18 protein-coding genes are annotated in these 24605 nt (G+C 48.4%); 5 read left to right on the top strand and 13 right to left on the bottom strand.

Annotation, left to right across the window (positions count from 1 at the left end):
- Positions 1–49: 49 nt before the first annotated feature.
- On the bottom strand, positions 50–1354 hold the full coding sequence (locus tag ACINK7_RS07125; protein WP_404360622.1) for a TolC family outer membrane protein: 1305 nt from the start codon (positions 1352–1354) through the stop codon (positions 50–52).
- Between the two features lie 628 nt (positions 1355–1982).
- On the opposite strand from ACINK7_RS07125, the gene ACINK7_RS07120 reads away from it, so the two are divergent.
- The 4 genes from ACINK7_RS07120 to ACINK7_RS07105 all read left to right on the top strand — a co-directional run bounded on the left by ACINK7_RS07120 (position 1983) and on the right by ACINK7_RS07105 (position 8902).
- Positions 1983–3248, top strand: coding sequence for a hypothetical protein (locus tag ACINK7_RS07120; protein WP_404360620.1), 1266 nt, complete (start codon positions 1983–1985; stop codon positions 3246–3248).
- A 59-nt stretch (positions 3249–3307) separates the two neighbouring features.
- The gene (locus ACINK7_RS07115; RefSeq protein WP_404360618.1) at positions 3308–6580 is read left to right on the top strand and encodes an efflux RND transporter permease subunit; all 3273 of its coding nucleotides are present in this window, start codon (positions 3308–3310) and stop codon (positions 6578–6580) included.
- Positions 6577–7659, top strand: coding sequence for an efflux RND transporter periplasmic adaptor subunit (locus ACINK7_RS07110; RefSeq protein ID WP_404360617.1), 1083 nt, complete (start codon positions 6577–6579; stop codon positions 7657–7659). The genes ACINK7_RS07115 and ACINK7_RS07110 overlap by 4 nt, the downstream gene beginning before the upstream one ends.
- A gap of 847 nt (positions 7660–8506) precedes the next feature.
- Entirely contained in the window at positions 8507–8902 is a 396-nt protein-coding gene (locus ACINK7_RS07105) for a hypothetical protein (protein ID WP_404360616.1), read from the top strand.
- A 924-nt stretch (positions 8903–9826) separates the two neighbouring features.
- Here the strand turns inward: ACINK7_RS07105 and ACINK7_RS07100 are convergent.
- The 12 genes from ACINK7_RS07100 to ACINK7_RS07045 all read right to left on the bottom strand — a co-directional run bounded on the left by ACINK7_RS07100 (position 9827) and on the right by ACINK7_RS07045 (position 23680).
- Positions 9827–10813: an N-acetylmuramidase domain-containing protein gene (locus tag ACINK7_RS07100; protein ID WP_404360615.1), complete on the bottom strand. Its 987-nt coding sequence runs from the start codon at positions 10811–10813 to the stop codon at positions 9827–9829.
- Between the two features lie 54 nt (positions 10814–10867).
- A complete protein-coding gene (locus ACINK7_RS07095) occupies positions 10868–12613 on the bottom strand; it encodes a hypothetical protein (protein WP_404360614.1) in 1746 nt (581 codons plus the stop codon).
- Between the two features lie 63 nt (positions 12614–12676).
- Entirely contained in the window at positions 12677–15283 is a 2607-nt protein-coding gene (locus ACINK7_RS07090; protein WP_404360613.1) for a tetratricopeptide repeat-containing protein, read from the bottom strand.
- A 10-nt stretch (positions 15284–15293) separates the two neighbouring features.
- Positions 15294–16604: a TRAFs-binding domain-containing protein gene (locus tag ACINK7_RS07085; RefSeq protein WP_404360612.1), complete on the bottom strand. Its 1311-nt coding sequence runs from the start codon at positions 16602–16604 to the stop codon at positions 15294–15296.
- A 20-nt stretch (positions 16605–16624) separates the two neighbouring features.
- Complete coding sequence (locus tag ACINK7_RS07080) at positions 16625–16753, bottom strand: hypothetical protein (RefSeq protein ID WP_404360611.1); 129 nt, start codon at positions 16751–16753, stop codon at positions 16625–16627.
- A 31-nt stretch (positions 16754–16784) separates the two neighbouring features.
- Complete coding sequence (locus ACINK7_RS07075; RefSeq protein WP_404360610.1) at positions 16785–17375, bottom strand: hypothetical protein; 591 nt, start codon at positions 17373–17375, stop codon at positions 16785–16787.
- 873 nt (positions 17376–18248) lie between these two features.
- A complete protein-coding gene (locus ACINK7_RS07070) occupies positions 18249–18419 on the bottom strand; it encodes a hypothetical protein (RefSeq protein WP_404360609.1) in 171 nt (56 codons plus the stop codon).
- Between the two features lie 357 nt (positions 18420–18776).
- Positions 18777–20294, bottom strand: a complete 1518-nt coding sequence (locus ACINK7_RS07065; protein WP_404360608.1) for a cbb3-type cytochrome c oxidase subunit I — start codon at positions 20292–20294, stop codon at positions 18777–18779.
- Between the two features lie 2 nt (positions 20295–20296).
- The gene (locus tag ACINK7_RS07060) at positions 20297–20893 is read right to left on the bottom strand and encodes a c-type cytochrome (RefSeq protein ID WP_404360607.1); all 597 of its coding nucleotides are present in this window, start codon (positions 20891–20893) and stop codon (positions 20297–20299) included.
- Entirely contained in the window at positions 20886–21224 is a 339-nt protein-coding gene (locus ACINK7_RS07055; protein WP_404360606.1) for a hypothetical protein, read from the bottom strand. Before ACINK7_RS07055 ends, ACINK7_RS07060 begins: the two co-directional genes overlap by 8 nt.
- A 1068-nt stretch (positions 21225–22292) precedes the next feature.
- On the bottom strand, positions 22293–23279 hold the full coding sequence (locus ACINK7_RS07050) for a 2Fe-2S iron-sulfur cluster-binding protein (RefSeq protein ID WP_404360605.1): 987 nt from the start codon (positions 23277–23279) through the stop codon (positions 22293–22295).
- Between the two features lie 17 nt (positions 23280–23296).
- On the bottom strand, positions 23297–23680 hold the full coding sequence (locus tag ACINK7_RS07045; RefSeq protein WP_017840409.1) for a group 1 truncated hemoglobin: 384 nt from the start codon (positions 23678–23680) through the stop codon (positions 23297–23299).
- A 197-nt stretch (positions 23681–23877) separates the two neighbouring features.
- On the opposite strand from ACINK7_RS07045, the gene ACINK7_RS07040 reads away from it, so the two are divergent.
- The gene (locus tag ACINK7_RS07040) at positions 23878–24513 is read left to right on the top strand and encodes a helix-turn-helix transcriptional regulator (RefSeq protein WP_404360604.1); all 636 of its coding nucleotides are present in this window, start codon (positions 23878–23880) and stop codon (positions 24511–24513) included.
- Positions 24514–24605 lie beyond the last annotated feature (92 nt).

Below are 24605 nucleotides of genomic sequence, written 5' to 3'. Positions count from 1 at the left end.
CGCCTGCTTTTTTAGGTTCCTAAACGCCCTCCCCGGATTTATCATAATGCTAATGCGACAGTAGCGAGTTAATATATTCCAAATCATTTTCACTTAGGCTGCTCGCCGCTTGTTTCAGGCGAATACTGTTGATCAGATAATCGTAACGCGAGCGCGCATGATCTCGTTTTGCACGATAAAGGTTTCTTTGTTCGGCTAATATTTCTACCATGGTTCGAGTTCCGACATCTAATCCGGCCTCGGTTGCTTCCAACGCACTCTCAGCCGACTTAACGGCCGATTGCAATGCGTCGACGCGACTGATACTGGCATTCACGCCTCGGTAGGCATTGTTCACCTGGCGTATGACGGCGCGCTTTGCCGCAATCAGATTTTGTTTGGCCGCCTCAAACTCTTGCCTTGCTTGCCGAGTTCGCGAATTCACAGCACCTCCCTCGAATAGCGGCACATTCAATTGCAAACCGATGCTTTGCGTATCGCCGCGAAAACCGAAAGTACTGGTATTATCCGACACGCCATAGGAACCGACGATATCTAATTGCGGCAGATGACCGCTATTTTGCAAATCGACCGATTTCCTGGCGAACTCGGCCTGATTAAATGCCGAAATGATCGAAAAGTTGCCGTTTAGCGCCGCATCGCTCCATGCCTTCATCTCATTGGGCTCGGGGACAATCAACGGCAACTCTTTTCCTATGGGACTAAGCTCCCCGTCAAATTCGCCGATGATTTCACGTAAAGCTTCCTTTTGATTATCGAGATTATTATCCGCTTCGATTTCATTGGCCAAGGCTAAATCATAAGCAGCCTTCGCTTCATAAACATCAGTAATCGCGATCAAACCGACTTCGAAACGCTGTTGAGCTTGTTCCAGTTGACGATCAATCGCATTTTTTTCGGCAATAGCAAAGTCTAAACCATCCTGGGCAGACAACACATTGAAATAAGCCTCGGTGATTTTAACCATTAAGTTCTGCAGCTCAGCCAAATATTCGGCCTCGGTCTGAGCAATTTGGTTATCCGACTGACTTAGTTGTATCCAGTGATCCCAATGAAAAACCGGCTGCACAAAATTAAGACTAAAAGTGTTATTCCAAAACTCTTGATTAGTCTGCGGACCTCGAAAATCGAAGCCACCGGCTTTTTTGTTGTGAAGCCATTCCCGGCTACTGGCACCGGTCGCCGAAATAGTGGGTAGCAAACGTGCAATGCCTTGATCCTTGAATTCCGCGTTGGCATACTGCCGTGCAAGCGCTTGTTTTAATAGCGGATCATTTTCCAGGGCTTGCGTATAAACTTCAATAAGATCTTGCGCAAAGGACTGATTTTGAACAAGTAAAGCAAATATAGCCACGATGGCGCTTTTAAAAAAATAAAGCCTACTACTATTCATTTGTGGATAAACCCGGTTTTAAACATATTAGTTCGACTCTTGTCTCCATTCTGAATCACAGAAGATATAATTTTAAGACTATGTTCACGTTAATGGTTGAAAGTGAAGACTGCAAGGGACGCTGTACATACCACAGCAGTCCTACCCGTAGTTTAAAACGCCCTTATGTGCTACCTTGTGCTTACATTAGGTACGCGCAGCGAACCCTACAATTCACTTTGGATTTATAAGTGTTTCCGGTAGTGGCGGGGTTTTCAACTAATACCGCATACTGAGCCAATTCTAACACCTACACCCTAAAAAATTCGTTACTATTTATTTTCTCAACGCCCCATTATAGACTCGACAATAAAAGTGAAATTAGAAGTTTAAATAACTTATTTAAAGTAGACTTTGTTTGTAATTATTCACAGCCCCTATCGTTCCCACGCTCCGGCGTGGGAACGAAGACCGAGACGCTCTATCGTCTCGTACCGCTGAAGCGGTACTCAGGCGTTCCCACGCAGAGCGAGGAAACGATAATTGCCAGGGGACTGAATAGTTACCTTTGTTCTGTAATTTATATTAATGTTCTTCAAAACCTGTTGCCATGAAAAAAATCGCACCTCTTCTCATTATTCTCATTTTCAGTATACTTTCCAGCGGTTGCGCCAGTTTCGGACGAGGCATCGCCGAAGCTTATTTCGAAAAACAAGAAGCCGCCGATACCCGATTATGTGAAGTTACCGGCAGCCCTTTTGAAGGCATCAAGCCGCATCTAAATAATGCGGGCGGTAAAATGAAAGTGCTGATGGTCCATGGAGTCGGCGATAGACTGCCGGGCTATTCAACGCAATTTCTCGAAAAGCTCGCCAAATCACTGAACCTAACTGTCAGAGCTAAACGTAACAAAGACATTTTTCTGCGCGATCCCTTGGACGAATCGAAAAAACTCGGCAATTTGAGAATTCATCGTTTACTCAACAAGAGACGCGATCAAGAATTATTGTTTTACGAGCTAACCTGGTCCGAAATCACCGCTCAACAAAAAGCGATTCTGGCTTATGACAACTCCGGCGAGTATTCCTTTCGCCGTGCCGAAGTCAACGATTTATTGAAACGATTTTCCAACGATACCGGCCCCGATCCGATTATCTATCTCGGCGATAGCCGAGAAGACATTTTGATTTCGTTTACGCAATCGTTTTGCTGGATGACCAAGGGCTTATGGGACGATTTACCCGATCAGCAAGCGAAAAGCTGTACTTTCGACGATTTAGCGGCGGTTGAAAATTTAAAAAACGACCAATACGCTGTCGTATCGCATAGTCTCGGCAGCCGAATCACAATCGACGGATTGCAACGGCTTGCCCGGTTTTTTAGCGATAGCAGTTTCAGGCCCGAGCTCGACCGCCCGAAAGATTTGGTAAAAGCCCTGCAACAAAAAGTCATTCCGATTTACATGATGTCGAATCAGTTGCCGATGTTGCAACTAGGCCGTCAAGTACCGAAAATCAATAGCCAACAGAACGCTTATTGCAGCCCCGAAGGCGAACATTACGATAAAAGAATTCTGAGCGGAACGCCAATTATTGCTTTCAGCGACCCGAACGATTTATTGAGTTATGCGATACAGCAGAATTTTGTCGATAAATATATTGACTCGAGACTGTGCGCCGATGTCACGAATATCAACATCAACGTCGCGAAAATTTTTGACGCTTTCGGTTTAGGAAAATTTGCCAATCCGCTCGATGCTCACATCGGCTACAACACCGATAAACGGGTCGTAGCTTTGATCGCTAAAGGCATCGGCAACCCCAATACCTCTAAACTTGTCAAAAAGCGTTGCCAATGGACCGAAACAATTGATTGAAAGACTATGCTAGCTATGCTATAAATTATTATATTAGAGTTCACTAATATTAAACCAAATTGACTACTTCTTCCGCATCCTTCAATCACCCGCTAGACCGCCTTGTCGCTTACGCGCTGCAAGGCGGCCTGCCGGTATTCTTTTTTACGCTATCCTTGGCGCTCGGCGCGATTGCGCTGACGTTTACGCCGCGCGAGGAAGAACCGCAAATCGTCGTGCCGATGGCCAATGTCATCGTTGCCGCTCCGGGCCTATCTGCAGGACAAGTCGAAAAGCAGATTACCTTACGATTGGAAAAACTACTGACTCAAATTACTGGTGTCGAACACGTTTATTCGAGGTCGAGCTATGGTCAAGCCATCGTAACTTTGCGGTTTTTTGTCGGCGAGGACCGGGAAGATGCCTTATTAAATACTTATAACAAACTCTATTCGAATCAAGATCAAATTCCGGCGGCGGTAACCGAATGGCAAGTCAAACCGGCCGAAGTCGACGACGTGCCGATCGTATTGGCTTCGCTTTGGAGCCGGGCGCAGGACCTGTACAGCGACTATGAATTACGCCGCTTTGCCGACGAAATTACCGTGCAATTGCAGCAAATCACCGACACCAATCAAATCAACGTGGTCGGAGGGCGCGCCAGAACGATCAATGTCATGCTCAACCCACAAAGCATGGCGGCCCGGAAAACCACGGCGATCGAAGTGGCAGGCGCCATCCGACAAGCCAATCAATTGCATAATGCCGGACTCGTTTCGGCCAATAATCGCTCGATTCAATTAGAAGCGGGCGACTTCGTCAGAACGGTCGAACAATTAAGCACGCTGGTCGTCAATACCGTTGACGGTATTCCGGTATATCTGCGCGATGTCGCCGAAATCACCGACGGCCCGGAAGAACCGGATCATTACAGCTGGATTCAATTTGCCGACGGGCACCCCTTATCCGCCGATTTCAAGGACGATTACCCGATGATCACGATCGCGGTCGCGAAAAAACGCGGCGCCAATGCGGTCGCGGTCGCCGAAAATGTGCATCGTAAATTGGCGCAGTTGCAACAAGAATTGCTGCCGCCCGAAATCGACATCGAAGTCTTGCGCGATTACGGCCAAACCGCCGATGAAAAAGTCAACAACCTAACCACGAGCCTCGCATTCGCGGTCATCACGGTGGTGTTATTCATCGGTATCTTTCTCGGCTGGCGCCCTGCCCTCGTGGTCGGTTTAGCGATTCCGGTCTGTTACGGCGCCACCTTGGCGCTGGATATGTTTTTCGGCTATACGATCAACCGCGTGACCTTATTCGCGCTGATCCTGTCGCTCGGGCTGCTGGTCGACGATCCGATCACCGGCGTCGACAATGTCGAACGCTATATGCGCCTCGGCCAAGGTAGTTTGAATGAACGTATCGTCGCGGCGATCGCCGAAATCCGGCCGGCGCTGCTGATGTCGACGATCACGATCATCCTGGCCTTTATTCCCCTCGCCTTCATTACCGGAATGATGGGGCCTTACATGGCGCCAATGGCATTCAACGTGCCGGTAGCGGTCATTCTATCGACGGTTACGGCGTTCATCGTGACGCCGTGGCTAGCCGGCAAGGCTTTGAAACCGGCCGAAGACGATCTTGAAACGACAACCGGGCCTAGCCGTTATGAAAAACTGATCGAACCTTGCATCGCTAATCGCAAGTCAGCCTGGATCGTCATCATTGCGATGCTGGTCTTGTTCGTTTTGACCGCACTACTGCCGGTATTGCGCCTAGTACCTTTAAAATTACTGCCTTTCGACAATAAGAACGAAATGCAGATCATCGTCGACATGCCGGAGGGCAGCACGCTCGAACATACCGCCGCCGTTACCCGTTCGGCCGCCGCGATTGCCGCGCGTTTGCCTGAGGTCAAGGCGATCGCGGCATTTGCCGGCACGCCGTCGCCAATCGACTTCAACGGCTTAGTTCGGCAATACGATTACCGCATCGCGCCGCATTTGGCCGATATCCGTTTGACTTTGGCGCCAAAAGAAGAACGCGAACATCAATCGCATGCCGTACTCTTAAGACTCAGAGCCTTGCTGGCGCCGCTCAATGTCGACGGCATTTCGGTCAAGGTTGTCGAAGTCCCGCCCGGCCCGCCGGTCATCAGCACACTGGTCGCCGAAATTTACGGCGGCACGCTAACGCCTTACGAAGGGCAACGCCAAGCCGCTCAAGCCGTCATGGATAGAATGGCGAAAGAGCCCTTTATCGTCGATATCGATTCGAGTGTTGAAGACAGTCAACCTCGTTGGCGATTCGAAACCGATAAGGAAAAAGCCGCGCTGGCCGGTATTTCCACCGAAAACCTGGCCATGAACTTAGGCCTTGCGAATCGAGGCCATACTCCCGGCTATTTCCATCTCGAACGAGAAGTCCGCCCGGTCCCGATTAAACTCAGGCTTGCGCAAAACGTGCGAAGCAGCCGGCGCGATTTGGGCGTATTACCAATCAAACCCGATAGAAACCCGGCCTCCGAAGCCTTGATGCTGGCCGAACTGGGCTCTTTTGTCGAATCCGAGGCCGAAAAATCGATCTATCACAAAGACTTGAAACCGGTTGTCTATGTCATGGCCGAACTGGAAGGCCGCACGCCCGCCGAAGTCATCGCCGATATCAATGCCGATTTGAACGGTACGAAAACTTCAGCTCCGGATTGGGATAGCCGCACGTTTCTAAATTCCGGCGGCGGCATTCCCTGGCAATTACCCGACGATATCACGATCGGTTGGAGCGGCGAAGGCGAATGGAAAATCACGATCGACGTATTCCGTGACATGGGCATCGCCTTCGCTTTCGCGCTGGTCGGTATCTTTTTCGTATTGCGCATACAGACAGCCTCGACCACGTTGTCGCTAATCATCATGTCGTCAATTCCGCTGACAGTGATCGGCATCATGCCTGGCTTCTGGATGTTGAATCAATTCGGCGAACGTTTTATCAACGGCAGTCCCGACCCAGTGTTGTTCACTGCGACGGCGATGATAGGCATGATTGCACTCGCCGGTATCGTGGTCAGAAACTCGCTGATTCTGGTCGAATTCATCACACAAGCCCGAAACGAAGGACTGGGATTGAAGGACTCCTTACGGCAAGCCGGTAGCGTCAGAATGCGCCCGGTATTATTGACAGCCGGAACCACCTTACTCGGTAACCTCGTTATCGTACTCGACCCGGTATTCAGCGGCTTGGCGATTGCGATTATCTTCGGCATCATCGCCTCGACATTGTTTACGCTGTTCGTGATACCTGCCGTTTATTATTTGATCTATGCCAAAAGCGAGAACGCCACAACATGACTTTACCGAATAATCTAAAAACGCTGGCTCTATCAGGTGTTACCCTACTGATCTTGTTATTAATGATTCTGTGGATGGCAGGCGCCTTTCAAAGCAAAATCAAACCCGAAACCTTAGCGAGCGGACCGGCTTATCAAGGCCCAAGCCTGACAGTCGAAAGAGTGACGGTACCTGTCTTCGAAAAGGCCACCGGCACTTTGGAATCGAAGCAATCCGGCGATATCAGCGCACAAGTTCAAGCTCGCATCAAAGCGATTCATGTTAAATCAGGCGATAGCGTCAAGCCGGGCGATTTGCTGATTACACTCGACGATGAAGCCATTGCCGCCCGAACCGCGCAAGCGAGACAAAACATCAATGCGATCAACGCGCGACTGGCTGGCGCCGAGGCGCATTATCAGCGTACTCGAAAATTATTCGCTCAAGAAAGCGCAACCCAAGCAACACTGGATTCGGCCAAGAGTGATTATGAGAGCCTCAAATCGCAGCGCGCGGCTGCCGGATCGCAGTTACAGGAAGCCAGTTCCATACAGGATTTCAGTAAAATCCGCGCGACCTTTCCCGCACGAATCATAGACCGGCACGTCGAACCCGGCGAAGTCGCCTATCCGGGCAAAAAACTGCTGACGCTTTACGACCCGGCGGCGCTTCGCGTCGAAGCCTATATCCGCGAGTCGGTCGCAATCGGGCTACAAACCGGACAGTCACTAGAAGTCGACATTGAAGCATTGAAGCTAACCCTGCCCGCGGTTATCGAAGAAATTGTCCCGGCCGCCAATCCCGGCGCGCGTAATTTCTTGATCAAAATGCGTATCGACAGCCGCGCCGGCTTGTACCCTGGCCTGTTTGTCCGAATCCGCATTCCGCAAGGAGAAGAGCAATTGCTTTCGATTCCGCAAGACTATGTGCATCAAGTCGGTCAACTCGATGTCGTCTGGATACTGAATAACGGCCAAATCGAGCGCCGTTTCGTCCGCCTAGGCCGTACCTTGCCTGACAATCGTATCAAAGTCGTGTCCGGTTTATCCGGCGGAGAACAATTGGTTCCGCCGGAACACGCATTGGCTGAAGGCGATTGATGTTTATCATAACGTTCATGTAGGCTTGACGGCAGCTCCCTGCCGACACCTGTCAATCGAGTTACCGAACCCTCCATAAAATAGGTAAGTTATTTGCGACCAAACCCTACATTACGCGACCTCATTATACCTGTCGCACTTCAAATTTCGGCATTAGCGTAGGAGGTGCCGGGGTGTTCGATAAAGGCTTTGATAGCATGGATGCTATCATAGAGCCTACATGGACGTATTCACGGCGTCCTTTGACGGGAACCCCGGCGCCGAAATTTGACTAACATAGAAAAGTAGAAAAGGGGTCAGGTTACTTTATTAGAAAAGGGGTCAGGTTACTTTATTACCTAAAAAAATAACTCTTTTTCTACCTTCTCTACTTTTCTGTTTTATTTTCCCAGTGAAGCGCCATCGAAACGTAGGAGGCATTTAAATAGGTCATTTCACCTAATTTAGGTGTTTCATATCACACAGTTTCCGTTTTCATTTTTTCGGTCCTTAAAAAATAGATAACCATTCAATGAGTTATAAATTGGCATGCCGTTTGCTTTATACGGTTAGACCAACCAAGTTGGTTCCTGTCTAGGAGACGCATAGCTCACGATGAGCGAATAAAAGGAGTTTTGGAACATGGGGAAGGGCCACCCCACGCTGCTGTTAGGTTCTGGTATAGCCAAAGGCAGCGACTTCGTTAGCGAAACTTAAAACACTAACTAACGAATATAAGCTCTGGATTGTCCTTTCCGGGTTCCACGCTGGAGTGTGGGAATCCAAATGAAGGAAAGTTATCCTCATACCTTTGCGCAGGCGTAGGAATGAGGGATTTATTTACACTTACACTGACATTCGAAACTTTATGAATAATAGCACTTTACTTTTCACCGCATTGCCCTTGTTACTTGCCGCGAGCGCGGCTAACGCCATGCAGCCACCTGTGCCTATCGTCATCAACCCGTTCGGAAACCAAGGCAATGGCGCTTGCAATATCTCATCGGAAGCGGGCGATAGCGTATATCACGGCCCTGCCAGCGTTAAAGTCACCGTCAACAAAAACTTTGCGATCGCTTCTTGCACCGTCACTCCGGATACCGACAGCGACGTGCAACCGGCTTTCGTCGAACGTGACGACGTGCCTTGCCGTATTAAGTACGATCATCCTGGTCCATACTTTTATACCGGTTTCGGCGGCTTCACCGCCACACCCAGCGGCAATGTCATTGCCCGTTGCAAGGCCGAATTAACCTCTGAATAAGTCGCGTAGATCGGGGGACGATGGAGCGTCTCCTATCAAATGGCTCACACGCTCCGGCGCTCATCGTTATACATAAGTCAAAAATTACGCTTTTGCAACCCTAGCCAATGAGGCCTCGATACCATTCATTATCACTTAACACTCTCGGCTTCTAAATCGCGATCAGGGGATCGCTCCCACAGAGCATCCTCCGCTCTGCGGTACAACACTTTCGTCGTCCTTCACCTAACGCTAGGTGAGCCTCGTAGGCTTGCTTCTCGGGGCTATGTGTCGGATTCAGGGCATCCTCCCTTCACCTCGTTGCACTCGTTTGTCTGTCTCCTCAGCTTTCGCCTCGCAGTCATTACACTTCCGAGCGGCTGACTAGGCCTTACTCGGGAGAGCTTCCCGCTTACGCGGCTCTCTCACAGCTGGCAGCATTGCCAGCTTACCTAAGCCTTACATTTGACAGCGCCTCTTCCCTTTTCCGTCTGTTTCACTGCGCGGCTCACTGTAGAATAACTCACGCCAAAATATTCGCCCACTTGAGCAAGCTCGAATATAAGCTCTCCATCAATGCCACCGGTGGCGAATCGAAGCCGCTCGTTCAATCTTCGTTGTTGTCGGGAAGCTAGAGCTTCCTGAACAGGCTACCCAAGCTGAAGCTTGGGTAACAGTATATTCGGGGAAGTGCCCTAAATGAAACTTTGGCAATTCAGTAAGTTAATTTTAGCGACATCCTTAGCTTGATGCCTATGGACCGCACACCCCGGCGCCTCCTAAGGCACTGCCGAAATTTGAAGTGCGAAAGGTATAACTCATCGGCATGGTGAAGCCTTCAGCCTTCGATAGGACTCCCCTGAGCGCAGCCGGAGGGCTACTAGGATTGCACTTATAACTTGAATCCAAGGATTATGAATTGTCCATTAACAATGAATGTTCGGTTTATTGCATTAAAGCCTTAAACTCCCGGTGCCAGCGGGCCAGTTGCTCATGATAATGATGGGCTTCGTATTTCGGCCCGTTGTAATACCTGGCGACACTCCGAAAATCGGCCTCTTCAGGCTTCGTTTTTTTAACCGCGTCTTTTCTGCCGGTTAGGAATCGCGCGACAAAAGCCACCTGTTGCTCGGCCGGCGCGGTAAAAAGTTCCGTTGCCGATTTCGCTCCGACCATTTTGAAATTAGCCCCCATGATTTGCCCCAATCCGAGGCTCATCGATTGCATGCGCAATTCTTCCAAGGGCGCGTCGGGATGCTGTTTGTTCAAGCGCGATAAGTAATGCTGTTCGAATCTCGGTCTTATGACGCCGGCAGTTTCTTGGCGAATGACCGCTAAAATCCATTCGGGACGGACAGCAACGCCTTTTTCTTGCTCGATTTGTTTCGAAGCCTGTTGCGCCATTTCTCCATAGCGGTCGAGAATGCCTCGGCAATCCAAAAAACGCTTTTTATGTAATGCATTCAAATGAAAGATCGCTTCATCGAATCGCCCGGTCATGATATGTCCGGCGTCAATTCTATCAAGCGTGGCTTTAAGCATTTTTTCCAACGTAGTCAAAGTCAATTTGGCGTCCGGTATCACTGTTATCAGAGTCCGCGCGGTATTCCATCGACACTCGTAGCAAATCGTTTTTCGGCTAATCGCCGGATTCAAATCGTGCTCGAACTGAAACTGCGCGACCGCACGATTGGTACCGCGACCGAAATCGCCATCGATCGTGAACGCGCCGGTCGATGTCGTTGAATATCCCAAGAAAATCAGCAAGCGCTGAATCGCCTTGATACCGCTTTCGCCGGCCGAGGCTCGCGTCAATGAAGCATCTCCGTTCAAAAAACGCTGTAGATCGTCTCTCCATTGATCGTCATGATCATTTGCATCTGCGATAATCTTTCCGATTCGCGCATTATTCATTAAGGTTGTTATAGTCATGGCATCAAACTCCAAAAATGAAATAAACCAATCATCATTAGCATGCATTTCAATTCATGCTGTCAATAAAGGTTTCAAAATTTTCTGCGAGAACTCAGAGTCGCTCTTCGCATCGCTGTCTATCCAATCAATTTTTGTAAGACTGTTTTTCAGTAAATGTTCCGCCGTTTTTCTATCCGTCTGTTTATCGAACAAAATGACCAGCCTGCGTAAATGCGGCATAGCGGCGAGTACACTCAACTCATAACTGCAGCCTTGCCGGTCCGAGCAATACCCCCTTAAATCCATCAAAACACAATTCGCTCGATGCGCTAAAACGGATAGCACCGTCTGCCAAGTACTGTCGAAGCAAAAAAACTCATTGATACGAAACCGCCCATCTACGTCAGGTAACAAATCCAAATCCTGCAAAGCTTGTTGCAATCGCGTCTTGCTGCTAATGAAACGATCTTGTAAATGTCCGCTCAAGAACGTAAACAATTCGTCGGGCTCAAGCGTGCGCAATGATAAATCCTTACCCGCTATCAAAAAGGTTTTGCCGGAATATCGCCACCGCTCGACGATTTGATCGAATAAGGATTCAATACGATTATCCGACCGAAACACGCGCAATAGCAACAATGTCGGCGCTTGATGACGTTGCCGCAACACTGGGGCCAACACAACAAACGACAGAGGAATAATAACCCAGGCAAATAAAACTAAATACGCCTGAAAACCGAGCGAATGACTAAGCACCATCGCATGAAAAAGCAAGGCAATAGCCCATAAACCGGAGAACAGGTATAAGGGTTCTGAAAATAGTTTTTTACGATACGCCGTAGCAACGCCTCTCGCCAGCAGGTGAACCGGATAATAAGCCAACAGCCATGGTGCAACACTGAACAAGATAAAAACGAAATAAGCATTCGTTGCTGAAACCCAATCCATTACCCAAGAATCCGGTTCGTCCCCCAGCGCTTGTTCGAGAATATTTAATCCGGTCAACGATGACGCGGCCAACAAAAAAAACAAGACCAACAAATACGGTCCGACGGCGCGTAATTTCGGACCGGTCATAAAAAACACAAAGACTAATAGCGGCACCTGCTGACCGAATAACCAGAACATCATTTCGAGCGAAACCTGTTTTTCGTAAGAGCTTACAATGACCAGCATGCCGGCCAATAACATATAAGAAACAGATACGACCAGAATTTTCCATCGTGACCAACGCTCTAACAACCCGACCCCAGGGACTAACGGCCAAGCATAAACCAAAGTCAGAATCGTCGTCCGGCGCCAACTATAGACCTCTTCCACATAGGCTGCCTGTGCGCTAAATGCAACAATTATTGCAAGAATAGCCGAAACCAGTATAAATGCGATGCGTAGCCGCCAAAGTGCATGGGAATTCTGCTGAAACAAATCGACGCCTTCGCACGAAAACGGGTCATCCCCACTATCGGCCGAAAACGTTGAATCGGTCTTAGGGTTTCGTGATAAATAACGCCTGGGATCTATGAGCTTTGTTGAGGGTTCGGTAATTCGCTTGGCAGGACGCCGTAAATGCGTCCTTGCAGGCTTGACGGCGGCTTTCTCTGCCGCCGACACCTGCCAATCGAGCAACCGAGCCCTCCGTAAAATAGGAAAGTTATTTACGACGAACCCCTTAGCAACCGAGTCATCGGGCGCATCACCAACCATCATCAGCTCGAGTACTTTGTTGCGATAAAGCCGAGCAATAAGTAGACCCGCAACCCAAGACAATATCAGCGCGGCGATTAATGCAAAAAAAAGCTGTCCGTCCAGTAAATTCATAAGACCTCACTTTATCTTTCGCCCTTAATTTCGCATTGCCGGCCTGCATTGCACAAGGCTGGTCTATTTCAAACTCAGCAATCGCGCCAGTCGGCCTCGCTTCAAAAATAGACGATCGAAAAGCAGCAAATGCAGTTTGGCCATGAGATAGCCCGTTAATGCAATCGCGACCTTGATCACGATGCTTCTAACCTCTTCCTTTGGATTCAACCATTTTATTGCCGGAAGAAATAATGCCGCCAATAAACCTAGAAGCACGACAATTAAACCGCCGACCGACATCGAAAACACGACACTATTCCATTGTGCGGCAACAAGCTCGATCATTACCCATAACAAGAGGCCGATAGCGACGAATGCCGCAATCTTTAAACCGGAGACCAAATGCCAAGCTTTGAAAAACAGACTCCCGCCTACCTGCAATTGAAAAGCTAAGTCCATTCTTTGCTTTGTCGCCTGTTGACCTGGTTTCTCGGCCAGAATGGCTTTCAATTTCAAGAATTCCCAATCTCTTTGGGGCGCTGTATGGATGTCGAAATCGCCCCAGGTACCTGGATTACGCTCCGCCTTGTGCCGCTGATCCAAATCCTTCAATTGCCGGTCCGCCATCAAATAGCCACTGGCCATCAGCGAATACGCTTCTACTTCGGTAAACGAATCGAGATCGGTGCGAAGCCCTGCAATTTTTTCCTGCAGATCCTTCGAAACACCGTAGGATGTCAGGTGTTCTTCGTCAGTCTGCCCGCTGGGATTGTCGCAACCTATCCAGTCCAAAGGCTGAGGCGCCAAATCCTTTCGGGTATGAACGAAAAACACACTTTCCAACGCCTTGCTATCCAAGCGGACTTGTAAATCTTGATATTGAGCTTCCCGAATTCTATCCTGCAACACAGATACGGTTCGCAGAACCACGCCGCCCGGATCATCGGCCGGATCATGCGAATCGTTCAACTGCCCGCTGGCATCGCTACATAAAATCAGCGTGCATCCTTCCGCAAGCAAGCCCTGAATGCCTTGATTATCATAAACGCCACCATCGACTAATTTGACGTCACGCTTCGGATACAGGCCGCTCAATACGAGCGGTTCGAACAATCCGGGCACACAAGACGAGGCCGCCGTGGCATAGCCCAATCTGAAATTTTTGAGGCTGTCTTCCGGTGCTTGCCGATAATACAGCCGGCGATAGCGTTCGTTGCTATCGATGTCGATCATTCCTGGCGGTTCACCCATCCAACTGGCGGTGAAGAACCAATTATGGCCGGAATTCAGCGATGTGGTATTCAACATCAAAATCGGCACCTTGGCCCGACGCCGCCAGTTATGGAAATTCGGCCTGAAATCTTTTCCCTGGTACCTTCCGTGCGCGGGCTCTACCATTAAATCCGGCATTTTGCGCGGAAGGTAGGCTTTACCATCGTCCACTTGAGAATACAGTTTGCTTTCATAAAGCTCGCCCAATTTATGACTGCGCGTATAGCGCTTGGAAAACAACATCTTGACATTATCGATAAAATCGTTGAATGCCCTCATACGGATGTTGCTTTGCACGCCCTGCAAAAAATCTTTTTGCAGCTTATCGATGACATCCAAGTAATCATCGCGATCCAACTTCTTCGACGAATCTTCCAGCAATTTCTGCACTTCCAAATAATACTGAGTACCCAAAATACTGCCGCCCGAAACGGTCGATAGTACATCGACACCGCGTAGCGCATCGACCTCTGCCAGCCTAGCCAGAACCCCAAGATGAAAGAACGAAGCGCGGAATCCACCGCCCGATAAAGCCAATCCGACCTTGCCGCGATAACACATCAACGCATTGGCCGTTTCGTCGCCCAACAGTCGATGCAATGCTTGCCAGGCTTCATGCCAAGCTTCCGGTTCTTCTGTTTCATCGGGGACATCGAGGCCCTGATTTTTTGCCAATCTTACCCATTGCCGAAAAGTAGATTGAAGTTCCCATTCTTTCGGTTCCGGTTTTGAAGCGCGTGCCTTGGCCAACCATCGCCCCGCTTCAGCATAATCTGCCAGACCGAAATAAGCCTCGCCGATCGTGACTGAAAACCAATAATTGTTGATTAGTTCGGGTTCATTTTGTCGAGCCAACAAAATTTCCAAACTCTTTTTGCGCAAGTCCGATGCCTCTTTTCGGAACTTTTGCGCTTCCTTGGCCTTAATGCCGTTTCGTTGCTCGAGGCTTTCGGCGCGTGCCGCGAGCAAGTCTAAAAGATAAGCCGCATTATTCGCAGCATACCCCAAATCGCGATCCGGATTGGTTTCAAAAGCTGCCCGGTAAAAAGACAGGCTTTGATAGAGGTAGTCGATTTGTCCGCAAAATTCCCAAAGCTTTTTATAAATCGCACCACCCAACGACAAGGTTTCTGAGTCTCGTTTTTTCGAGTCGCGTAAACCAATCGATTCCAGCAATGTCAATGCTTCTTCAAAGCGATGTTTGGGATAGCGTTCTTCGTCCTTATAGGTGCATAAGGCCAACTGTTGAACGACCCAAATGTCTTCGGGATGAATGTCACGAGCCCTTTCCAAAACCCTGCGCGCTATACCGAATTCCAGCTCACCTTTCAGAACTCCGATCAATTCTTTTAAGTCGGGTAAATCCGGAAATTCGCTTCCCGATAAAATGTTGTCGGCCGTTTCGATTGCATTCATTATCCCACCTCTAATTGTTATTGTTGGTCAACTCTACATATTGCGTGAGCAAATCTTTCAATTTTATCGCTTGAGTTTCGCGGCTTTGCTGCATCCAATTCGGCACGTCCATGGCTTTGGCCTGGGCTTCCCATTTGGCTGCCTCCTGTTTGTCACCAAGCCCTATCGCCGCTTCAAAGAGCGTAGCGATCACCCAATAACGTCCATGCTTATCTTCCAACTTGTCGACTAACGAACCGGTATAGCGAATCACATCCATTCGGATGCGTTTGGCCCGTACATAATCGACCAGGGCTTCTTCTTGATTACCGTTTTGCAATGCTTGCAAGGAACGCACATTCAAAAGGAAGGCTAGGTTGATGCCGTTGTAATGATCCTGTTTCAAATAAAATCCGCGCTCGTATGCGGATATACTCTCTTCCAGGCATGCGAGACGGCCGCATTCCTCCCACATCCGTTTATGTATCGCGCCCCATAAACCCAGCGTCTCTGGATTATTGGACGTTTCCGGTTTCAATACTTTGAGAATCTCGCAGGCTGATTCCAATGCTGCGAGGACGGAAGGTTGCTTGCTTTTATAAGTCGCCAAGGCCAATTGCTGAACCACGAACGAGTCCTCGGGGCGCATTCTGTTGATTTCTTGCAGCAATAGTTTGGCCGTTGAAAAGTCGTCGTTTTTGATGCTACCCATCGCCTTGTCGAGCATCTTTTTGGCACTGGGATTATCCTCGCCAATGATTTCTGCGACCGGACTCGGCGAAGTTCCGGCTAACGTAATGGACGGTTTCGGTGCGGAAGGCGAAGCCGCCGATTTAAACAGTTGCGGTGCTAGTTGCGGAGGCTTCAATTGCGGCAGATAGGTATAGACGGGGCTGTCGGTTACGGGGTTGCCGATAATTTGTTTGATCGCCTCCTGCAACTCTTTCATAAGGCGCTGAGCCTCTTTGTAGCCAATCTCTTCACCCAAATGTTTATAGCGCCGAATCACGATATGCGACATATCGAAAGGGCTTTTAAACTGCTCTTCGGCCAAAACGATCGTCGTATGCGGCCGCAAAGCATAACGCACGCCGAGTTCGAAAGCCGCATTGACGTTGTAAGTGGACAGATCGGCGATGACCAGATCGGCATTCAACAGCCGCTCGTACATCGGCACATCGATCGTGCCGGAATGAACGATTTCATCGGCACGAATGCATTCCAGCCCGGCCGATTCCACCGCAATTTTAATGATTTCGTACGATGCATCGAGATCCAATTCGCGGCCGTTGGTGTAATCGGTTTTCTTGCCGTAGCCTTGAATGACAAAACATTGTTTCATGATAAATATCCTTCGAAATGTTACGGTTTGCAGTATTTAGCCGCGAATTCGATACCGGCTTGGCTGATTTTTCTGATACGTAAAATCGGATCAAAAACCAGAGCATCGGCGGGATTAATGTCGTTCATGCCTCGGGACCGAACCGCCATCCCGTATACCTGAAATTACCGATAATGTTTTTCACCACAATTCCCTGGTATTCAACCAATACACCTGGCCTGTCTTCTCATTGACTTCCCGGAACATATGTGCTGTTCCGCCCGGCGCATCGCCGCCCTCGCCGTTCCACAAACAAATAAAATGAACCTTTTCGGTACTATAGGCCATTGCCGAGTCTAGCAACCAACGATTGCAGCGCTCGTAAGGATTGACGTCTTCGGGCGGAGCACCTTGCACGGCCGGCGCGGATTCGATTCGCGCATGCGGCTTGATCTTAAAGTATCGGTTCCTCCAGGATTCTCCGCACGGAAGCACCGATTTCTCAATGAATAACGGTTCATCGAAGGGCTGTAGCAGAATCAGTCCGACACCGCGTTGCAGACAGGCTTCCGCAAACAGTATGTCACCGCCGCAAGCACCCTGGGTCATCGCCAAATCTTCCGGACCGGCTTCGAGTTTATCGAGCGTTTCTGCTATTTTCTGCGCGGCGACGACTTCCTTGTCGGGTGGAAATCTCGGTTGGTTCCGATCGGGCGCATCGATCATGTGGCCGCTGAACAATAAAACCTGACGCGGGCGCCATTGGCCTTTGGGCTTTCGAAACTGATTCATGGCATACCCCGGAGTATCGATGCCGGTTCGGATATTCTTTGATTCAAATCCCGGCTATCTCACCGAACTCAATATGATAAAGATCGAATTCGGTGCTTAGGATTTCGTGATAAATAACTTCCTGAAACTATGCGCTTTGTTGAGGGTTCGGTAACTCGCTTGGCAGGACGCCGTGAACCCAGCACCTAAATTATCCAAGATAGTTAACCATAGCCAATGAGCTATGGAATTCATCCAGCACCTAAATTAGCCATGATATTAAACATAGCCAATGGGCTATGGAATTTAGGTGCTGGATTTAGGTGCTGGGTGAATACGTCCGTGTAGGCTTGACGGCGGCTTTCCGTGCCGCCGACACCTGCCAATCGAGCAACCGAACCCTCCGTAAAATGGGGAAGTTATTTACGACCAAATCCTTATCGGCACTAATCGTCGATAGCGTGCAACCTCTGTCCAATACTAAACCGGTCTTGTCAAATCGGTCAGAAAAGAAAAACCGGCAACGATACCGACTTCGATGGACGAAGCATTCGATTGGCTTTAATTCCAAACGATAGAAACCCATTAGTGGCATAAAAGGATCTGAACAGATCTTCAGTGTAGATTCGAAACAGGCACTTGTAAACATTGAAGCCCGTCACATTTTTTCTTTAAGACTTAGAACGCTGAACCTCTGCGATAAACTTCGATGGTGGGCTACGATAACGGCCTGGAGCTATGCGCTTTGTTGAGGGTTCGGTAATTCGCTCGGCAGGACGCCGCGAACCCAGCACCTAAATTATCCAAGACAGTTAACCATAGCCAATGAGCTATGAAATTCATCCAGCACCTAAATTAGCCATGATATTAAACATAGCCAATGGGCTATGGAATTTAGGTGCTGGATTTAGGTGCTGGGTGAATACGTCCATGTAGGCTTGAAGGCGGCGACTGATTGCCAAGGATGGCATGAATGCAGATTTTGCAGGAGCAAAAATCTGCCCTGCCGCCGACACCTGTCGGTCGAGCAACCGCACCCGCTTCGGAACCAACATTTTTTTTCATATCGAAAAATTAGATAACGAGTCTCAATCAACGAAGCCCCAATCTACGAACTTTCACAGTCACTCATGCACCAAAATAGGGAGTCAGCATCGAAAAAACATAACTTTTGTGCATTAAAAGCCATTGTTTTGTCTTAATAGCGATTTTCGTGATTTGACTGCATTTCTAAATAAAGATATTTCTTATTTAATATCAGAATGTTATTGTATTTTAAAAACTTTGGCATAGGAAATGCTTTAGTATTAACAAGCAGAAATGCTTTCGTTGTGTGTCCTCCTTTGTGATTGTTTGTTAAGGCCTTGGCGCTTTATTCTTTCGAATAAAGCGCCTTTTTTTATGCGGCAAATGACTTATTTTTTAAGCCTGTTGCGGCATTTCGGCCTTACGCTCTTCGCCTTTGCCGATCGTTAGCAAGTCCCAAACCAACAAGACTAACCCGCTTGCAGTGATCAATCCGAAAAACAAACGCCACGTCATCGCACTTTGGAAAGCCGGCTGAGACTGCGCAGCGAAATAGCCGCCCCAAGTAGATCCTTCGACGGCACGTTCGACGAACGATTGTTCGTAACCGGCAATCAATAAGGCAATCGTCATCCCAAGGACGCCAACATTCAGTAGACCCAAGGCCCATTTCCAGCGCCAGGCATTCTTGATGCCTCCAGCCATCCAGACATCACCTCGCCAGTGCTGTATCGCCAAATAGAAAAAAGCGATATTGATCGTCGCATAGGCGCCGAAGAACGCCAAATGTCCGTGCGAAGCCGACCATTGCGTGCCGTGCGTGTACAAGTTGATCTGCGGAAGCGTATGCATAAAACCCCAAACGCCCGCTCCGAAGAAGTTACCGAAGGCTTGCGCAATGATCCAGGCTAATGCCGGATGATTGCCGGTCTTGAACGAATGCGCCCCGGAGTCGTAAACCGCATGCACGACCATCGCGACCAACGGTATTGGTTCAAGTGCCGAGAAAAAACCGCCGATCGTGAGCCAATATTCCGGCGTGCCGATCCAAAAATAATGATGCCCCAAACCCAAGATGCCAGAACCGAACATCAGCGCGACTTCGATATACAGCCAGGTTTCGACGATTTTTCGCCGGACGCCGAGCAGTTTCATCAGCGACCAGGCCATGATCACGCCAACCAAGACTTCCCATGTCGCTTCGACCCAAAGATGAATGACCCACCACCACCAATATTGTTCGTGCGTGATATTGGTCATATAAAACATACCGGCCACATACAAACCGGCCAAGGCAACCAAGTCCAATGTCAAAACACCGGCGATTCCGGACCACTTACCTTTGCTGAAGGTCACAACGACGTTGTAAAAGAACGTCAACACAACCGCGACGATACCGATATCGGCCCAGCGCGGCGCTTCGATGTATTCACGGCCTTCATTGATGAACCACAAACTGGAATCTTTGCCCGGCCCGATTTGCACGAGTAAATAAACCAATACGACAAGCGTTACCGCGCTTGTCAAAATCCAAAAAGCCCAAACCCCGTACTTTAAACCGACGATTTCAGTGCTGCTTTCATCTTCCAACAACCAATAGATGCAACCGAAGAAGCCGTATAACATCCACACAATCATCGCATTGATATGCACCATGCGGTTGACGCTGAAATCCAAAAATTCGTAGAGAAATCCTGGAAAGATAAATTGCAGCGCGGCCAACAGTCCGAACAGAATCTGCGCACAAAACAAAATCACCGCAACGATGAAATATTTTACCGCCAGTTGTCTGCCGGGACTTAAGGTACTACTATCCAGTTGCACCCAGTTCTGAAAATCCTGCCAATAACCGCGCGATCGATCGACTAATACGCCCGCGTTTTCAATCACACCTGCTAATCCACCCGATTTCATGATCAATCCTCCGCGTACAAGGTTTTAAAATTATAGGGAAAGCCGTTTGTGTCGATACTCGACATCCATTTCAAAAAGGCCACAACGCCTTTAGCTTCGGCTTCGGTAATGCCCAAGTTCGGCATCTTGCGTCCTGTACCGAAAGTACGGGCGTTCTTTTCCGGGTTCATTAAAAATTGAATCATCATGTCCTCGCGCATCTCAGGACTGATCCAGCCTTGATCCAACCAGGCTTTGGTCAAATCCGGCGCGTAATAAGCACCGTTGCCGAGCAAGGTATGGCAATTCATGCAATTTTTAGCTTGCGTGGTTTTTTTACCTAAATCGACTAACTCTCTCGCTTCTTCTTCGGTGAATTCCTTACCGAATAACAGCTCTTCTCCGCCGATGACCGGCATAAATTTATTCAATTCTTTATCAAATTGATAATCGATTTGTTTATTGATCACGTCATAGGCAGGGACCCTCTGCGTTCCTGCCGTAGTTTTTTTGAGTGAATCGAATGTTAATACGACTAAAATTAAAAACGACCCGGCCGTTACCCAGATCGCGGTTTTTTTCCAGAATGACTCCGATGCCCACAACGGTGTTTCATTCATCGCTCCTCCTCTTATTTATTGTTATAGCGGCCTCTTCATTATGATGTGTTTTAACACATAGATGCCAGATGCCTATCGGTGCAAAAAAATAGCCGATGATCATCAAAATAGTGACAATCAGCCAGTAACCCGAAAAATTGGCGGCACTCGACAATACGCCGACCGATATGACCAACACGGCGTAAGAAAAGTAAGCGGCAATTTTGATTCGGGAATTCGGATTAACTTTAGACCAAGCATAGAGCAGCGCATAGCTTGCGCCGGCCAGAATGATCAAAGCGGATGAAAAAAACGTGATGAAAAAATCTTTTAAGGCAACGGGTTCGATCATAACCTACTCAAGAAATTGCGCAGCGAAATCCGGCCGGCATGAATGAAAATGATGGTCTCGCCGAATAACGAAATCCCAAAAATAACCGAAAGAGGCTCGGTTATTTTTGATTAGGAACGGGACTAAGGATTTGGCCGTAAAGTACTTCCCTATTTTAAGGAGGGTTCGGTTGCTCGATTGGCAGGTGCCGGCGGCAGGGCAGATTTTTGCTCCTCGGCAATTGCTGAGTTACAGGGATGTAATGAATGCAGAAAATGCAGGAGCATTTTTCTGCCCTGCATCGCCTAAAGCGCCTACTGTTGGTGCTCTAATACACGCCCAACAAGGCTCATAGTTCCAAGACGTTATTTATCACGAAATCCTAAGGCTCAACGTGAGGCATCGAACCACCTGATTAGCAAGTTTCTTCAGCTAAAGCCCAAAGATCAGCATATCCTTAGCAGGACGGGGTTCGCAAGCCATGCGCGTCAAGCTAAAACGGCCACCCCACATCACGCTCTTTCCCAAGCTCCAGCTTGGGAAAGCCCCCCCCGGAAGCTCCCCCTTCGACAAGCTCAGGGCAAGAGCTTCCTGAGACCGACACAACCTCCGCACATTCTCAATCAACCCCGGCTCGCTCGCTCGCTCGTTCAATCTTTCTTGATTGTCGGGAAGCTAGAGCTTCCTGAACAGGTTACCCAAGCTGGAGCTTGGGTAACAGCATATTTTAGTTTTTGCGACTACGACTAGCCCCTGCTCGGACACTTGGCTTCGGTACGCTGAAGCATCTTGCTAATCAGGTCGAACCATTGACAAACGTAATAGAAAAACAAACCTCGAAATAGGTACGCGATTCGTACCCTACGAAAATCCGAATATACCCATCGTAGATGAAAATTCGACCTTGGGGTACCCGTCAAAGGACGCCGTAAATACGTCCTTGTAGGCTCTATGCCAGCTCCATGCAGGCAAAGCCTTTGCGAGCGCCATGGATGGCGTGAATGTCGATTTTGCAGGAGCAAAAATCGACCTAGCCCCCCAAGGACTCCTCCGACAATGCCGAAATTTGAAGTGCGAAAGGTATATATATCAGTCCAGTGTAGGCGATGCGACATGAAATGCATCGGAATAAATATCTTGTAGCGAAGCGCCGTTTAAGTAAGCCATTCTTTTCGCTTGATTTACCATGTCCGGATGCCCACATAAATAAATACGCCAGCCTTTTAAATCGGGAATGTTTGCCATTGCTACATCGTTAGCACGGCCTTGCGCGACGCCTTCCGGCGCATCGCCTCTCGATACGCAAGGCGTATAGTGAAAGTTCTCGAATTTTTCAGCGAGTTCCCGCATTTCGTCAATCCAATAGAGCCCATCCACGTCTCGACTGCCGTGATACAAATGGATAGGGCCGCTATGCCCCTCCTCCAAGGCTTCATGGATTATCCCCGCCAACGGCGCCAAACCGCTACCGGTGCCGATCAATAATAGGCTTTGTTCCATTTTATCGGGCAAATAGTAACAAAGTCCCTGAGGGTCGGACACGGCAATGGTATCGCCGATATTCAATTCCTGATGCACCCATTCGCTGAACTTTCCGCCCGCCAATCGGCGAATATGAAAAGACAGTTTTTCGGCATGTCTTCGGCTATTGGAGATCGAATAACTCCGAATCAAACCGTCCGCACGTTTTAAATTGACAAATTGCCCTGCATAATAATCTAGTGCGTCCTTACACTTTATCGTTAATAAAACAGTCTCAGGATTGAGTAATTCCTTTGCGATAACCGTACCTTCGGTGAAGTATTCGGGTTGATGGCCCAGGGTAATAGACATGTCCTGTTCGGGATAGCATAAGCAAGCCAAAAAATGGTTTTGTTTACACAATACATCCTTCAAGCCCTTTTGCGCATGAGCGGGGGGAGGAACGTCCAAACTGCGCACCATACAACTTTGGCAGGCGCCTTGTTTGCAACTAAAGGGGATATCGACATTGTCGCGCAATAAAGCTTCAAGAACTGTTTCACCCTCATGGCAAATAGTCTCATGCTCGTCCAATAGGATTTTTTTCAGGGCCATCGTCAAAACTTCCCTAATTATCTGCCTAATACATCGTTGCGGGTACTTTCTGCAATCGAAGCAACTTGCTCGATTAGGTTATCAGGAACGTTCAACTCTTTCAATGTTCCGCCTAAATGCTCCATAACAGCATCGAAATGCGAATCGTCCAACCCCATTTTGACTAATCTAGCATGTGCGTTGCGCATATCGGCGCCGGTGTAACTATTCGGTCCGCCGAATGCCATTGTTAAAAACGCTTTTTGTTTCGCCGCCTGTTGCTCCATGTCAACATTATCGAAAAAGCGATTGATTCGGTGATCCGCTAATACTTTACGGTAAAAAATATCGACTGCCGTATTAACAGCCGCTTCTCCACCAATTTGTTCAAATAATGATTGATTAGGTGTAGCTTCACTCATCGTTATCTTCCTTTGTTTATGTTTATATTTCTATCGCTGAGCACCAAAGGCTCAAAAACAAGTTTAGTCTCGATACTATGCTTTTGCAATATCTATATTACAAAAGTTACATATTTGCTTTTCTATGCTATGCTTGCTATTTGAAAAGCCTAAAAAATCCAGGCGCGATAACGATTATTCAAGGGGAGGAGGTTGATTTGACAAAAGGAATCGGTACGCGACGCGAGCAAATATTGAAATTACTGCTCGAATCACGATTAGGCCTGGGTATCGATGAAATTGCCGAGCAGCTGGATATTTCCAGAAATGCGGTTCAACAACATTTATCCAGCCTTGAACAAGAACAGCTGGTTAAAAAAGACATATTCAAAAGCACGGGAGGACGGCCGTCCCGAAATTATGTCTTGACCGAACACGGCATTAATTACTTTCCGAAGCAATACTCATGGTTCGGTAATCTGGTGTTATCGGAACTTAAGTCTGAAATGTCTGAAGATGCATTTCGACAGTTCATGTGGCGACTCGGCGTTAAACTGGCTAAAACGCTTCTCACTCAATTTGACGGCAAACAACCCGATGAAAAAGTCGCGGCACTGGTCGACACGATGCAAAGCTTGGGTTATGAGGCATCGCTTGATATCAACACAGGCCAGCCAATAATCAAAGCCTCCAACTGCGTCTATCACGACTTGGCCCAACAGTTCAGCGAACTCTGCGATTTTGACCATGCCTTGATTTCGACACTGCTCGATCGACCGATCGAACAAACCGCCTGTATGGCTCGAGGAGATTGCTCTTGTACATTTTTAATCAAATCCGAGGTGTCCGGATGATCTTTGTTAAATCGAAAGACGTATTTCTTCAATAAAGAACTGAAATATCTCCCGCAGAGGCGCTGAGAATATAAAGATTTAAAACACTTTCC

It is taken from the genome of Methylotuvimicrobium sp. KM1, assembly GCF_044788715.1.
Taxonomy (GTDB): domain Bacteria; phylum Pseudomonadota; class Gammaproteobacteria; order Methylococcales; family Methylomonadaceae; genus Methylotuvimicrobium.
This window is presented reverse-complemented; position numbering and strand designations above follow the sequence as displayed.